Annotated in this window: 12 protein-coding genes; 9 read left to right on the top strand and 3 right to left on the bottom strand. The window is 73.1% G+C overall.

Annotated elements, in window-relative coordinates:
• Positions 1–78: 78 nt before the first annotated feature.
• Together ACTWQC_RS06455 and ACTWQC_RS06450 are read left to right on the top strand one after the other, a co-directional pair.
• Positions 79–1449 carry an alkaline phosphatase PhoX gene (locus tag ACTWQC_RS06455; RefSeq protein WP_443314561.1) on the top strand — a complete coding sequence of 457 codons (1371 nt, stop codon included), beginning with the start codon at positions 79–81 and terminating at the stop codon, positions 1447–1449.
• Positions 1450–1573: 124 nt separating this feature from the next.
• On the top strand, positions 1574–2542 hold the full coding sequence (locus ACTWQC_RS06450) for a polysaccharide deacetylase family protein (RefSeq protein WP_443314560.1): 969 nt from the start codon (positions 1574–1576) through the stop codon (positions 2540–2542).
• A gap of 50 nt (positions 2543–2592) precedes the next feature.
• Here the strand turns inward: ACTWQC_RS06450 and ACTWQC_RS06445 are convergent, their stop codons facing one another.
• Both ACTWQC_RS06445 and ACTWQC_RS06440 read right to left on the bottom strand, forming a co-directional pair.
• On the bottom strand, positions 2593–2838 hold the full coding sequence (locus tag ACTWQC_RS06445; protein ID WP_443314559.1) for a hypothetical protein: 246 nt from the start codon (positions 2836–2838) through the stop codon (positions 2593–2595).
• 63 nt (positions 2839–2901) lie between these two features.
• Positions 2902–3747 carry an AraC family transcriptional regulator gene (locus ACTWQC_RS06440; RefSeq protein WP_443314558.1) on the bottom strand — a complete coding sequence of 282 codons (846 nt, stop codon included), beginning with the start codon at positions 3745–3747 and terminating at the stop codon, positions 2902–2904.
• A 134-nt stretch (positions 3748–3881) separates the two neighbouring features.
• Here ACTWQC_RS06440 and ACTWQC_RS06435 point away from each other — a divergent pair, with 134 nt between their 5' ends.
• A complete protein-coding gene (locus ACTWQC_RS06435) occupies positions 3882–4460 on the top strand; it encodes a TIGR03086 family metal-binding protein (protein ID WP_443314557.1) in 579 nt (192 codons plus the stop codon).
• Positions 4461–4528: 68 nt separating this feature from the next.
• Positions 4529–6223 (top strand): acetolactate synthase large subunit, encoded by a 1695-nt coding sequence (locus ACTWQC_RS06430; RefSeq protein ID WP_443314556.1) that lies wholly within the window; start codon positions 4529–4531, stop codon positions 6221–6223.
• Positions 6224–6296: 73 nt separating this feature from the next.
• On the opposite strand, the gene ACTWQC_RS06425 is transcribed toward ACTWQC_RS06430, so the two are convergent.
• Complete coding sequence (locus ACTWQC_RS06425) at positions 6297–6974, bottom strand: AIM24 family protein (RefSeq protein WP_443314555.1); 678 nt, start codon at positions 6972–6974, stop codon at positions 6297–6299.
• Between the two features lie 217 nt (positions 6975–7191).
• On the opposite strand from ACTWQC_RS06425, the gene ACTWQC_RS06420 reads away from it, so the two are divergent.
• The 5 genes from ACTWQC_RS06420 to ACTWQC_RS06400 all read left to right on the top strand — a co-directional run bounded on the left by ACTWQC_RS06420 (position 7192) and on the right by ACTWQC_RS06400 (position 12876).
• Positions 7192–7926 carry a peptidyl-tRNA hydrolase gene (locus ACTWQC_RS06420; RefSeq protein WP_443314554.1) on the top strand — a complete coding sequence of 245 codons (735 nt, stop codon included), beginning with the start codon at positions 7192–7194 and terminating at the stop codon, positions 7924–7926.
• A 216-nt stretch (positions 7927–8142) separates the two neighbouring features.
• Entirely contained in the window at positions 8143–8991 is an 849-nt protein-coding gene (locus ACTWQC_RS06415; protein ID WP_443314553.1) for a DUF4142 domain-containing protein, read from the top strand.
• Positions 8992–9152: 161 nt separating this feature from the next.
• Positions 9153–10946, top strand: a complete 1794-nt coding sequence (locus tag ACTWQC_RS06410) for a multinuclear nonheme iron-dependent oxidase (protein ID WP_443314552.1) — start codon at positions 9153–9155, stop codon at positions 10944–10946.
• A gap of 130 nt (positions 10947–11076) precedes the next feature.
• The gene (locus tag ACTWQC_RS06405; protein ID WP_443314551.1) at positions 11077–11913 is read left to right on the top strand and encodes a DUF4142 domain-containing protein; all 837 of its coding nucleotides are present in this window, start codon (positions 11077–11079) and stop codon (positions 11911–11913) included.
• 102 nt (positions 11914–12015) lie between these two features.
• Positions 12016–12876, top strand: coding sequence for a TIGR04222 domain-containing membrane protein (locus ACTWQC_RS06400; RefSeq protein ID WP_443314550.1), 861 nt, complete (start codon positions 12016–12018; stop codon positions 12874–12876).
• The last annotated feature ends 40 nt before the right edge of the window (positions 12877–12916 follow it).

Below are 12916 nucleotides of genomic sequence, written 5' to 3'. Positions count from 1 at the left end.
CGCAGAAGGTTCCCGCGACGCGCACCGCGTGATACACACGGCCGGGTCATATCTCTGTCCGCCAACAGGGAGTTGCCCATGTCTGCGACACGACGTCAGGTCCTGGCCCGTACCGGTGCTCTGGGAGCGGGGATCGCCTTCGCCGGGAGCATCTCGGAGATCTTCGCCGGTACGGCGGCCACCGCGCACGACTGGGGAGGCAGCGGCGGCTACGGCCCGCTCGTCCCCGACCCCGAAGGACTCCTCGACCTCCCCGAGGGCTTCCGCTATACCGTCCTGTCCCGCGAGGGCGACGAACTCCGCTCCGGCCACGGCAAGGTGCCCGGCAACCACGACGGCATGGCGGCCTTCCCGGGCCGGCAGGGCCGCACCCACCTGGTGCGCAACCACGAGAACCGGGTCGACGCGAAGATCCGCGTACCGGCGGTCGACGGCCTGACGTACGACCCCGAGGGCAAGGGCGGCTGTACGGCCCTGGAGCTCGGCAGGGGCAACCGCGTCCTCGGCGAGCGGGTCGCCATCGCCGGCACGGCCGTCAACTGCGCGGGCGGCCCGACCCCTTGGCACACCTGGCTGACCTGCGAGGAGACCGAGGACAAGGCCGGGACCAACGGCTACACCAAGGACCACGGCTTCATCTTCGAGGTCGACCCGTACGACCCGCGCCACACCGAGCCCGTGCCGCTCACCGCCATGGGCCGCTTCCAGCACGAGGCGATCGCCGTCGACCCGGGCAGCGGGATCGTCTACGAGACCGAGGACGCGTTCGAGAAACCCTTCGGGCTCTTCTACCGCTTCCTGCCCGCGAAGCCGCTGGGCGGGCGGGGTTCGCTGCGCGCGGGGGGCCGGCTCGAGGCGATGCGGGTACCAGGCGTGCCCGATCTGTCCGTGGTGCAGGGGGCGGGGACGACCTTCGACGGCATCGAGTGGGTGCCCGTACCGGACCCGGCGGCCAAGGAAACCCCGGTCCGGTTCCAGGACTTCGGCCCGGAGGGCATCACGCACGCGCAGAAGCTGGAGGGGTGCTACTGGGGCGGCCGCTGCGTCTACTTCGTCTCGAGCTTCGCGAAGAGCGCACAGGGGTCGGCGGCCGACCACTTCGGGCAGGTCTGGCGGTACGACCCGGAGCGGCGGCGGCTCACCCTGGTCGTCGTCTTCGGCCCGGACACGGATGTGCAGATGCCGGGCGAGTCGCCCGACAACATCACGCTCGCGCCGGGCGGCGGGCTGATGGTCTGCGAGGACGGAGAGGGGGCGCAGCACGTCTTCGGGCTCACGCGGCGCGGGCAGGTCTACGCGATGGCGCGCGGGCGCCAGAACATCGGGACGCCGGAGGAGCCGGCGTGGGGGGAGTTCGCGGGGATCACGTTCTCGCCCGACGGCCGCTCGATGTACGTCAACTGCTATACGCCTGGGACGACGTTCGCGGTCACGGGCCCCTGGCGCTGAACGGCCCCGGGACCCGGCACCCGGTTCCCGCCCACCCGCCCTTGGGGGCGGGTTGGACGGCAACGGGGACCCGATCGGGGGTTGATGATGTGCCGAGGGCGTGGCGGGATCTTACGCTCCGTACATGATCCAGAACCTCGCGCACCGGCCCGTACTCCGCGCGCGGCGCAGGACCGCCCCCGTAGCGCCCCTCCTGACACCGCTGCTCGCCCTCGCTCTCGCCGCCTGCGGCGGCTCTGAGGGCGGCGGCGGGCGGGGCGAGCCGGCGTCACCGAGCGTGCGGGAGACGGCCGTTCACGGCCGCGGGCCGGACAAGGCCGGGCCCGCGGCCGGCGCCCCGGCCGCACCCACGCTCCCGGCGAAGGACGGCCGCACGCCCGTCTTCTCGCACGGCGCGCGCGACGGCGGCAAGCTCGTGGCGCTCACCTTCGCCGCCGACATGGCCCCCGAGCACGGGACGCGCGCCGCGGGCGGCGAGCGCTTCGACAACCCCCGGCTCGTCGCCTCGCTGCGGCGGATGCGCGTACCGGCCACGATCTTCATGACGGGCCGGTGGGCGGACGAGTACCCGGACCAGGCGCGGTCGCTGGGCCGCGACCCGCTCTTCGAGGTCGGCAACCACTCGTACAGCCACGGCTCCTTCTCGGACTCGACCTCCTGCCGGGGGCTGCGGCCCGTATCGCCCGACGCGATGCGCGCCGAGGTCGACCGGGCCTTCGCCGCGATCCGGCGGGCCGGGGTCCCGGACCCGGTGCCGTACTTCCGTTTCCCCGGCGGCTGCTTCGACGACCGGGCGCTCCGCGCCGTCACCCCGGCCGGGGTGACGGCCGTACAGGGGGACGTGGTGAGCGGCGACGCCTCCGCGGACACGGCCGACGAGGTGGCGGAGCGGGTGCTTGCGCGGGTGAAGCCGGGCTCGGTGGTCGTCATGCACGCCACGCTCAGCCGGGCGCCTGGGACCGACGCCGCGGTGCGGCGGATCGTTCCGGAGCTGAGAGCCCGTGGCTACCGCTTCGTCCGGGTCTCGGAACTGATCGGCACGGGCCGGGGACAGGACCGGGACCAGGGCGAGGACCGCGGCCAGGGTCAGTAGCTCGGGGGTCAGGAGCAGGGGCAGGGGCCAGGGGGGCCAGGGGCCGGCAGTCAGCCGGAGCAGGCCGTGCGCTGAGCCTCCTGCCACTCGCACACCGGGCACAGCGTCGCGCCGGGGTGCGCCGTCCCGTACTCCGTCGGTTCGCCGCACAGCACACAGTCGGCGTACGGAGGCCCGCTCACAGGCCCTTCGAGGCCCGCCTTCGCCGCCACCGACGCCGTGACGACGGCCCGGTCGTCGGCGTAGCAGCCGTCCGCCTGGTTCGCCCGGTCCGCCCGGTCCTCGCGTCCGTCCATCCGCCCCCGCTCCCTCCGGTCCCATGCTCCCAGTGTGCCCGGCGGCACCGTACGGCCCGCCGCTCAGCGCGCGTACGCGGTCGGCGGAACCCCGATCGTGGCCGTGAAGTCGCGGACGAGGTGGGCCTGGTCGCTGTAGCCGAGGTCGGCGGCGAGACCGGCCCAGTCGACGTCCGTGGCCGTGGCGGCGCGCTCGAGGGCCTCGTGGATGCGGTAGCGCAGGATGACCCACTTGGGGCTGACCCCGACGTACGCCGCGAACAGCCGCTGGAGGCCCCGTACGGACAGCCCTTCCGCTTCCGCAATGTCGGCGACGTCGGCGACGCGCCGGAGCGTGCGGTCCGTACGGATGCGGTGCGCGATGGACATGGCGAGATCGGCCTGTGGGTCCGCCTCCGGGCGCAGGCCGAGGAGGAAGGCGTCGAGGGCTGCGACGCGGGCGTCCTCGTCCTCGGGGCCGAGGATCCGTGCGGCCGGATCTCCGGAGCCCCCGCCCTCGGGAACCCCGCACTCAAGAACCCCGCCCCCGAGGACGTCGGCGAGCGGCAGCCGCCGGCCCGTCCACTGCGATACGGGCCGGCCGGGCGCGAACGGCCTGAAGCCCCCGGGCCGGAACTGCACACCGCATACGCGGCCCCGGCCCTCGAGCTTCTTCGTGAAGAGCTCCAGGCCGATGCCCGCGACCTCGCCGAAGCCGGGCCGGTCCCCGTAGCGCTGGAAGACGATGTTGACCGAGGGGTGCGGCACCACGTGCGAGGCGTACGGCTCGGACAGATCCCAGTCGATGAGCCAGTAGTGCTCGAGATACGGCCGGAGCGACTCGGCGGGCTCGCGGCGCCGGAAGTGCACGCGCGCGATGAGGTCCGGGGCGTCGAGGATGCCCCGGGTGTCGCGCCGTGGACCCGCCATGGCGGCGATCCTATGCCGCCCTGCGGCGCCGCTGAACCGTCCTGCACCGTCCCCCGCCTGTTGACCCCGGGCCCGCCTTCCGTGTGTCGCGTTTCTTCAAGCCGCCGCCCCGGGTCGCTCGTACCGTCGCACCCATGACGACCGAGATCAGCGAACTGCTCGACGCGGCGGCCCGGCGGGCGGTGCCCGTGGTGCGCGGTGTGGCCGAGGACCGGTTCGGGGAGCCGACGCCGTGCGCCGAGTACGCCGTGCGCGACCTGCTCAACCACCTGTTCCATGTAGTGATCAACTTCCAGGCGCTCGCCGCCAAGAAGGACGCCGACTTCACCACGACGCCCGACTACCTCGACGGCGACTGGCGCACCCGCTTCACGGACGAGGCCGCCCGGCTCGTCGGAGCCTGGGCCGCGCCGGGCGCCGACGAGGGCGTGACGGGGACCATGAACCTCCCGGCGCGGACGGTTGGCAGCATGGTGCTGCTCGACCTGACCGTGCACGCGTGGGACCTGGCGCGCGCGACGGGCCAGGAGTTCACGCCGGACGAGGGCAGCGTGCGGGCGCTCGGCGCGCTGGTGGACGAGATGGGCCCGACGGCGCGCCGGATGAAGGTGTTCGGCGACCCCATCGACGTACCGGAAGGGGCGTCCTCGTTCGAGGCGCTGCTGGCCGCGACGGGGCGGGACCCCCACTGGAGCCCCACCGTCCGGGCCTGATGGCCTGGGCTCACTCGACCGGCGCCCGGCGCCTGGTTGGGCCCCCGGCCCCTGCCTACGCTCGCCCCATGAACCCTCAGAAGGCCCCTTCCGGGCAGGGCGGCACGTCCTCCGCGACCGAGGACGTGGCGCACCTGCTGGTGCGCTGCCTTGAGGCCGAGGGCGTGGAGTACGTCTTCGGGATCCCCGGCGAGGAGAACATCCGCTTCGTCGACGCGCTGAACGGCTCGGGCATCCGGTACCTCCTGGTCCGCCACGAGCAGGGCGCCTCGTTCATGGCCGAGATGTACGGGCGGCTGACGGGCCGGGCCGGGGTGTGCTCGGCCACGCTGGGGCCCGGCGCCATCAATCTGCTGCTGGGCACGGCCGACGCGACGACCAACAGCACCCCCGTGGTGGCCCTTGCGGCACAGGGCTCCCTGAGCCGGCTCCACAAGGAGTCCCACCAGGTCATCGACCTGGTGTCGATGTTCGCGCCGGTCACCCAGTGGTCGGCTCGGGTCCACAGCCCCGATGCGGTACCGGAGATGGTGCGCAAGGCGTTCAAGACCGCGCAGAGCGAGCGCCCCGGGGCCGTGTTCCTCGCGGTCCCCGAGGACGTCGAAGGAGCCCGCACGACGGAGCCGCTCGCCCCTCTGCAGGTCGACACGGTGCATGCCGACGCCCCGTCTCGCTCGCAGATCGAGCGCGCCGCGGAGGTACTCGCGACGGCCCGCCACCCGGTGGTCCTGGCCGGCCATGGCGCCGCCAGGTCCGGCGCCTCTGCGGCCCTGGTGCGTTTCGCCGAACAGCTGAATGTGCCGGTGGCGACCACCTTCCACGGCAAGGGCGTGTTCCCGGACGACCACCCGAACGCCCTGGGCGCGGTCGGCTTCATGCGCCACGACTACACCAACTTCGGCTTCGATACGGCCGATGTGCTGGTCTGCGTCGGGTACGAGCTGCAGGAGTTCGACCCCGTAAAGATCAATCCGGATGGCGAGAAGCGCATGGTGCACCTGCACCGGTTCGCCGCCGAGGTGGACCGCCACTATCCGGTGACGGTCGGCGTCGAGGGCGATGTGTCGCAGGCCCTCGAGGCTCTCGCGGCCGCGGTGCCGCAGAGGTTCGCCTACGAGGGAGCAGGTGAGCGCATCCGGACGCTGCTCACCGAGGAGCTGGAATACGGGCGGCGCAGCGAGGCGTGCCCGCTGGTGCCGCAGCGCGTGGTCGCCGATGTGCGCGCCGCGCTGGACCGCCACGACGTCGTGCTCGCCGATACCGGCGCCGGGAAGATGTGGATGGCGCGGCTCTACCCGGCGTACGAGCCGGAAACCTGTCTGCTCTCCAACGGGCTGTCCACCATGGGGTTCGCGCTGCCCGGCGCGATCGCGGCCAAACTCGCCCGCCCGGGGCGGCGGGTGCTGGCGATGATGGGAGACGGCTCGTTCCTGATGAACTCCCAGGAGCTGGAGACGGCCGTACGCGAACGCATCCCCCTGGCCGTCCTCGTGCTGGCCGACGAGGAGTACGGGCTCATCACCTGGAAGATGGAGCTCGAGCTCGGCCGTCACAGCCACACCCGCTTCACCAACCCGGACCTGGTCGCCTACGCGGAGAGCTTCGGCGCGCGCGGCCACCGGATCAAGTCGGCCGACGAGCTGCTGCCGGTGCTGCGAGGCGCTCTGGACGACGGAGGGGTGTCTGTGATCGTCTGCCCCGTCGACTACTCCGAGAACCTGCGGCTGACCGACCGGCTCGGCGAGCTCCACGGTCCCTTCTGACCAGGTGCTTCGCTCCTGGACCCCAGGGGTCCGGGGTCCGGGTTCGGAGGCCGGAGTCCGGAGCGGACAGGCCCTAACCCGCCGAGGCCTTCTCCGGCGTGGCCTCGCTGGGCCTGACGATCACGAAGCCCTCGCCCTCCAGCTTGAGCTGAACCGCCTCGCCCGAGCCGCCGCGCAGCATCGAGCCGAAGCTCTGCGAGCGGTTCAGGGAGCTGTGCAACTGCGTGCTCCACCCCACGACCGCGTCGGTGTCGACGAAGACGGGGGCGTGCGCGGAGACCGGGATGACTATGGGTTCGCCCTCGCAGACGATGCCGAGCCTGCCGTGGCCGGTGAACACGCTGTTGAAGATGCCGCCGCCGACCATCCCCGCGCCCTTCACCACCTTGATCTCGTAGCCGAGGGTCGCGTCGAAGCACAGGACGTTGCGCCCGTTGACGGTCAGGCTGTCGCCGGGGACGAGGTCGACGATGAAGCAGTTGGCGGCCTCGTGGGCGAACCACGCCTCGCCCTGGCCGCGGACGGCCATGAGCGCCAGGCCCTCGCCGGTGACCGCGCGCTTGAGGAACTTCCCCACGCCCTGGCCCTGCTTCTCGAAGCGCAGATCGCCGCGGAAGGCGACCATCGCGCCCTGCCGGGCGTAGCACTCGCCGTTGACGGCGTACTTGATGGACTTGGAGTTCTGCAGCGTCATGCCGGGCTCGGTGGCGGGCACGACCATGTTGGCGGAGGCGAAGAGATCGCTGTGCATGCGGCGCATCGTCCCCCGGAATCTCCCGGTCCGCCAAGGGCGTCGCGGGCGCGGGCGGATACGGCCGGGCGATCCGGCCGCCGCCGAGCCGCATCTCAGGTGCCGCAAAGCGGCCTCCAGGGCGCCGGTCGGCCGCCCTCAGCCGCCCTTCAGGTGCTGCTCAGCCGCCTCTCAGGCGCCGCCCGGCCGCTCGGACGCGGCTGGCAGACTGGGGCAGGTGACCAGCCCCGAGACCTCCCACTCCGATGCCGAGCGGGACGCCGCGCCGCAGTTCGTCCTGCCGCTCGTGATCCGTATCGAGAAGGCCGCGCCCCCGGCCCGTACGGACTCCCTGGAGACCGCCGCGCGCGCCGTGCTCGTGCTGCTGTCGGACGAGCGGGCCGCGGCCGAGGGCGGCGAGTGGTACGAGGCCGTACGGGACTGGCAGGACGCCCGCATCCGCAAGGTGGTGCGGCGGGCGCGCGGTGCGGAGTGGCGACGGGCGGAGGCACTGCCGGGCGTCACGGTCACCGGCGAGCGCGCGGAGCTACGGGTCTTCCCGCCCGTGCCCCTCGACGGCTGGCCGAAGGACCTGGCGCGGCTCCAGGTCTCGGGTACGGAGCTGGAGGACCCCGATCCGCCCGCCGCGCCCGACCCCGCCCGTCCTGTGCTGTGGCTCAGCCCCGAAGTCGGCATGTCGGCGGGCAAGGCCATGGCCCAGGCGGGGCACGGAGCGCAGCTCGCCTGGTGGGAACTCCCGGAGGCCGAGCGGGAGAAGTGGCGGGCATCGGGCTTCGCGCTGGCGGTGCGGACGCCGGACGCCGCGCGCTGGGCGGAGCTCACGGAGAGCGGACTGCCGGTCGTACGGGACGCGGGCTTCACCGAGATCGCGCCCGGCTCGTGCACGGTCGTCGCCGATCACCCGGCGCTGCGGGAACCGGGCGGGCCCGGCACGATCGGCACCTCTCGCTGACCGGCGGGACGAAAGGTCGCGACGCGAGGACGCGACGAGATCGGAATGAACACGGGAAGCCCCTGCTCCGTATTCAACGTCGCTACCAGGCCCGGGGCTGATCAAGCAGCTTGACCGACCGCTCAGTTCGCGCTTGGCTGACGCACCTCGACCTCCCCCTGGTCTCACGTACCGGGGGAACGCGTGTGCCGCGACGTCAGGAGAATGCGAGACACCTTGCGACACATCAACGGAACGAAGCTCATCATCGCGGCCCTCGCCGCGACGCTCGGCGCGCTGATCTACCCCGTCTGGTCGTACGCCGACCGCTCGGGGACCGGTCAGGCGAACCTCGCGACGGGGACGGTCTCCACTCAGTGGGGCCCGCTGTCCGCCCAGGACCGGGATTTCCTCGTCAAGGTGCGGCTGGCCGGGCTGTGGGAGATGCCCGCCGGGCAGCAGGCGATCCAACGCGCCCCCACCAAAGCGGTACGGGACTGCGGTGACCACCTGATCGTCGGGCACACGGACCTCGACCAGCGTGTGCGCTTCGCTGCGGGGAAGCTGGGGGTGGAGCTGCCGAACCAGCCGAACGAGCAGCAGCTGGGCTGGCTCAAGGAGCTCACGGACGCCGACGGGATCGTGTACCAGAGGAAGTTCGCGAACCTCCTGCGCTCGGCGCACGGCAAGTTCTTCGGCCAGATCGGAGCGGTCCGCAACTCCACCCGCAACACCCTCGTCCGGCAGCTGGCCGACGCCGCCAACATGACGGTCCTCGACCACATCACGATGCTGGAGAAGACGGGGATGGTGGACTTCGACTCCATCGCGAACGACGCGGCGGAGGCCCCGCCGGCCAGCCCGACCGGCCCGCCGCCGCCCACGTCGACCGTGATCCCCGCCCCGATTCCCGTGGTACCGGGCGATGGAGTGACCACGACCTCGAAGCCTTCGCCCAAGCCGACAGGAGAGACGACGGCGGATTCCACGACGGCGCCGCAGCTCGGGTCGCAGTCGGGCAGCGGAACCGGTGACGGGTCCGGCTACGGGTCCGGCGACGGCTCCGGTTCGGGATACGGGCACTGACGTGCGTAGCCGCTGAGGCAGGTCAGGCCTCGTCGCCGAACCTCAACCCTCGAACCTCGAACCTCAAATCAAGCTCTGAACCGGCGGCTTCGAGGATTCGGCCCCGTGCGGCGGGGCCATCACTCCGGCACCTGTCGAACACGCGAGGGAGGAGGCGGGCCATGGAGCGCTTGGGTACGGGCATCGGATGGCGGCCCGAGATCGCCGACACGGTGGCGGAGCTGCCCGGTCTCGACTGGGTCGAGGTGGTCGCAGAGAACATCTGCCCCGGGCACCTCCCCGCACCGCTGCTGCGGCTGCGGGAGCGCGGCACGACCGTCATCCCGCACGGCGTCTCGCTGGGCCTCGGCGGCGCCGACCGCCCCGACCCTGAGCGGCTCGCCGCCCTCGCCGAGCGCGCCGAGGCACTCGGCGCGCCGCTGGTCACCGAGCACATCGCCTTCGTACGGGCCGGTGGGCCGCTGACCGCCTCGCCGCGGCTGGAGGCCGGGCACCTGCTGCCGGTGCCGCGCACACGCGACGCGCTGGACGTGCTGTGCGAGAACGTCCGTATCGCGCAGGACGCGCTGCCGGTGCCGCTGGCGCTCGAGAACATCGCGGCGCTGATCGCCTGGCCGGCAGAGGAGATGTCCGAGGGGCAGTTCCTCGCGGAACTGGTCGAACGCACCGGCGTCCGCTTGCTGATCGACGTGGCGAACCTCCACACGAATCACGTCAACCGCGGCGAGGACCCGGCGAAGGCCCTGGAAGAACTGCCGGTCGAGGCCATCGCGTACGTGCACGTGGCGGGCGGCATCGAGAAGGACGGCGTGTGGCACGACAGCCACGCCCACCCGGTGACCCAGCCGGTCCTGGACGTCCTCGCGGAACTCCGCGCCCGTACGGACCCGCCGGGCGTCCTCCTCGAACGCGACGAGGACTTCCCGGCGGCGGAGGAACTGGCGGCCGAACTGGCCGCGATACGGGCGGTGATGGAGGCGACGCCGAAGTCCCGGCCCGGCGGCCGGGCAGTCACGACCCGGCCCACGAACGGGGCCGCGACGGGCATCACGGAGAGCCGCCCGCCGGGCGCGGGGGCTTGGCAAGGCGCCTCGTCGGCGGACGCTTCCGGCGCCACTCCCCCGACGACAGCCACGAGCGGGGGCCTCCGGCCAACCCCCGCAACCGAGCCCGCGGCCATCCACACGGACGCGGCACAGCCCGCAAGCGGAACCACGACGGGCAACGCGGGAAACCCCCCGCTGCCGTCGGCAGCGGACCGGGTCACGCCACAACACACCTCGTCCGCAGGCGTATCCGGCACCACTCCCCCGACGACAGCCACGAGGGGGAACCTCCGGCCAACCCCCGTGCCCGAGCCCGCCGATGGCCACACGGACGCGAGCGGGATCATGGCCGACGGCGGGGAGAGCCCGTCGCGTACCGCGGCGCAGAGCGCCGACCTCGGTACGCGGCGCGCTGCCGAGGCCGGGCGGGAGCGGGTCGGGCTGGCGCAGGCTTCGCTGTTGTCCGCGCTCGTGGCCGGGACGCCCGCTCCCGAGGGCTTCGACCGGCAGCGGCTGCGCGTGCAGAGCCGCGCGCTGGCCGCCAAGCGGGCCGATGTCGTCGCCAAGGTCGCCCCCGAACTGCCGGAGATCCTCGGCCCCGCCTACCGGCCCGCGTTCCTCGGCTACGCGCACATGCGCCCGATGACCGATGGCTACCGCCGTGACGCCCTCCACTTCGCCGAGCACCTGCTGGCCACGGCCACCGGCCGCCCGGACTCGCTGAGCCCCGCGAGCCCGGCCGGCCACGCGAGCCCGGCCGGTAGCAGGAGTCCGGTCGCAGATCCGGCCGTGCGGCGGCGGCTCCACGCCTGGTGGCTGGAGCGCTCGGGTCCCGCGCCGCTGCCCGCCAACCGCTTCGCGCGGCTGCTGCGCAGCGCGCTCCGCGGGCGGGGGCGCCGGGCCGCGTAGCGCCCGGCCGCGGCCCGGCCCGCCGCTCAGCCCCACCCCGCCCCGCCCCGCCCCGGAAGCGAGTTTCCGCGAACCGTTACCCAGATCATGCCTGGCGCATTACCGTGCGGTGCCGCAGGAGGCACCCCTCATGCGATCCATCACCAGCACCGGCCTGGTCCTCGTGGCGCTCACCGCGACGCTCACCGCGCTCGTCTTCCCCATGTGGACGTACCGCGACAGATCCGGCACGGGCCTCGCCAACCTCGAAGCCGGGACCGTCGCCACCGCGTGGGGCCCGCTGTCCGCCGCCGACCGGGACTTCATCGTCCGGGTACGGCTGGCCGGGCTGTGGGAGCTGCCCGCCGGGCAGCAGGCGATCGAGCGTGCGCCGACCCAGGCGATCGCGGACGCGGGCGAACACCTCGTGGAAGGCCACACCTTCCTCGACGCGCGGGTCCGCGAGGTCGCGGCCCGGCTCGGCATGGAGCTGCCCAATGAGCCGAACGAACAACAGAAGCGCTGGCTGGGCGAGTTCACGGCCGCACACGGCATGGACTACGCGAGCGCGTTCGCGAACATCCTGCGCATGGCCCACGGCAAGGTGTTCGGCGTCATCGGCCAGATCCGGCACACCACACGCAACAGCCTCGTGCGCGAACTGGCCGACGACGCCAATACGACCGTTCTCGACCACATGACCATGCTCGAACGCACGGGTCTGGTCGACTTCGACGCCATCGCGAGCGAGGAGGCGGGCAGCGCCACGGCGTCCCCGACCGGCCCGCCGCCACCGCCCGCATCGCCGAACGCCCCGCCGGCCGAGCCCGCCGCCCCGTCCTCCAGCTTTCCGCTGCCGCCGCCCGCGACACTCCCGGAGAAGCCGGAACCACCGGAGAATCCGGAGAAGGGCGAGAAACCGGACAACGCGAAGAAGTCCGGGAAGGACGCACAGGACAGTGCGGCGGACAGCCACATGAAGAAGTGACACGGCCCGTAGGGCCTTCCGCCTCACCCCCGGCCCGGCTCCGGCGTCCGCATCGTGGAAGGTGTCTGGCGCGCCGTCCCCCACCCTCAGTAGAACTCCCGCATGTGGGTCCTCTTCCTCCTCGTCGCCTGGGTCGCCGCCGTCGCCTCGGCCGCGCGCCTGTGCCACGCGGCCGCAACCGCCGGGCGTACGCACGGCCCCGCGTCCACGGCCGCCGGTGCCGACGGCGACAGGGAGGGCAGGCGCCCGGCCCCACCGCCCCGTATCTCGATCTACGAGGCCGCGTTCCTGGCAGGTGGACCGCGCCGGGTCGCCGATCTGACGCTGCTCTCGATGTCGCGGCAGCGCCGCCTGCTGCTGGCCCACACCGGCTGGGCCACGGTCGTCGACCCGGAGGGCAGGGACGACCTGGAGCGTTCGGTGATCACGGCGATCGGCCCGGGCGGCCAGTCCCGCGTACCGGCGATCCGCGCGGCGCTCGCGGCCGCCGACGCCGTACGGACGCTGGCGGACCGGCTGGTGGCCGCCGGTCTCGCCGTACCGCCCCCGGCCGTCACGAACATCGCCACCGCCGTCCGGCAGGCCCAGTACGCGGGGCTGCTGGTGCTGCTGACCGGGGCCGCGGCGCTGTTCGTCCTGCCGCCTGAGGAGAGCTCGGGCCCGGTCGCCGCCTGGTTCGCGCTGCCGCTCGTGCTCGTCACCGGCTGCCTGGCGATAGCGCATGTCGAGATCCGCCCCGGCAGCCTGTGGGCGTCACCGGCCGGACAGCGCATGCTCGGCCGGATCGCCGCCACCCCCGCGGCCCGTACCGGCAACGGTGACCGCGACGGCGCCGGTGACGCTGCCGCCGGTCTGACGGCCTTCGCCGTACGCGGCCCCGCCGCCCTCGACGACCCCGCGCTGCGCGCCGCGCTCAGCGGCGACAACAGCAGCGGCAGCGGCCACCCGTGCCAATGGGAGTGACCCGCACGGGGGCTTGAGCCCCGACACCGGACAACGGTCC

Origin of the sequence: Streptomyces sp. 8N616, from assembly GCF_052246385.1 — a bacterium.
In the GTDB taxonomy this organism is placed as follows: domain Bacteria; phylum Actinomycetota; class Actinomycetes; order Streptomycetales; family Streptomycetaceae; genus Streptomyces.
Note: the sequence above shows the minus strand (reverse complement) of the source record. Positions and strands in the feature narration are given on the sequence as shown.

Coding starts and splice junctions, on each gene's coding strand:
- ACTWQC_RS06455 (WP_443314561.1), top strand. CDS start 79: ATGTCTGCGACACGACGTCAGGTCCTGGCCCGTACCGGTGCTCTGGGA.
- ACTWQC_RS06450 (WP_443314560.1), top strand. CDS start 1,574: ATGATCCAGAACCTCGCGCACCGGCCCGTACTCCGCGCGCGGCGCAGG.
- ACTWQC_RS06445 (WP_443314559.1), bottom strand. CDS start 2,838: ATGGACGGACGCGAGGACCGGGCGGACCGGGCGAACCAGGCGGACGGC.
- ACTWQC_RS06440 (WP_443314558.1), bottom strand. CDS start 3,747: ATGGCGGGTCCACGGCGCGACACCCGGGGCATCCTCGACGCCCCGGAC.
- ACTWQC_RS06435 (WP_443314557.1), top strand. CDS start 3,882: ATGACGACCGAGATCAGCGAACTGCTCGACGCGGCGGCCCGGCGGGCG.
- ACTWQC_RS06430 (WP_443314556.1), top strand. CDS start 4,529: ATGAACCCTCAGAAGGCCCCTTCCGGGCAGGGCGGCACGTCCTCCGCG.
- ACTWQC_RS06425 (WP_443314555.1), bottom strand. CDS start 6,974: ATGCACAGCGATCTCTTCGCCTCCGCCAACATGGTCGTGCCCGCCACC.
- ACTWQC_RS06410 (WP_443314552.1), top strand. CDS start 9,153: ATGGAGCGCTTGGGTACGGGCATCGGATGGCGGCCCGAGATCGCCGAC.
- ACTWQC_RS06405 (WP_443314551.1), top strand. CDS start 11,077: ATGCGATCCATCACCAGCACCGGCCTGGTCCTCGTGGCGCTCACCGCG.
- ACTWQC_RS06400 (WP_443314550.1), top strand. CDS start 12,016: ATGTGGGTCCTCTTCCTCCTCGTCGCCTGGGTCGCCGCCGTCGCCTCG.